1 protein-coding gene is annotated in these 856 nt (G+C 57.0%); it reads right to left on the reverse strand.

The features are described from left to right. Positions 1 to 739: MFS transporter (locus tag VZ95_RS18925; protein ID WP_045777244.1), on the reverse strand; the 739-nt coding region annotated here is incomplete at its 3' end. Positions 740 to 856 lie beyond the last annotated feature (117 nt).

Below are 856 nucleotides of genomic sequence, written 5' to 3' on the forward strand. Positions count from 1 at the left end.
CGAGCTTCAGATTCTTCCACTCGCCAAAAGCTTCGGTCAACGGAGCTTTTGACTGCTTGCCTTCAGCTTTCATGCGCTGGAAGGTCGGCGATTCATTCAGCTTCGTCCGAATCCAGACCGAGATCGCCAGCAGGAAGATCGAGATCAGGAACGGCACGCGCCAGCCGTAATCATCGAAATCCTTCGGGCCGAAATAATTGCGGCACCCGAGGATCACGAGCAGCGAGAGGAACAGCCCCATCGTTGCCGTCGTTTGAATCCACGCCGTATGCGCACCGCGTTTACCCTGGGGGGCGTGTTCGGCCACATAGGTGGCAGCGCCGCCGTACTCACCGCCCAGCGCCAAGCCTTGCAGCAAGCGCAAAATGATGAGGATAATCGGCGCGGCAACGCCGATTTGGGCGTAGGTCGGCAGAATACCGACCCCGAAGGTCGACGCGCCCATGATGATGATCGTCACGAGGAAGGTGTACTTCCGGCCGACGAGATCGCCGATACGTCCGAAGAAGACGGCGCCGAAGGGGCGCACGGCAAAACCGGCGGCGAACGCCAGCAGCGCGAAAATCAGCGCTTGGGTTTCCGGCACGCCGGAAAAGAACTGCTTTGCAATGGTCGCAGCCAAAGACCCATAGAGGTAGAAGTCGTACCATTCGAAAACGGTACCGAGCGAAGAAGCGATAATAACCTTACGCTCCTCCGCCGGGGTGGTCGCCGGAGCGCCCCGTGCTATGCTGGACATTTCTGACTCCCTAAACTTTATCTTTATATTTTGTCTGGTGGCTTTATTTCCGAGTAGGAAGGCCACCGGAAACAAAACATCCATTCAGACGGTACAGAGGTTATATTCGGAACGCGA

Source organism: Elstera litoralis (genome assembly GCF_000963705.1).
Lineage (GTDB): Bacteria > Pseudomonadota > Alphaproteobacteria > Elsterales > Elsteraceae > Elstera > Elstera litoralis.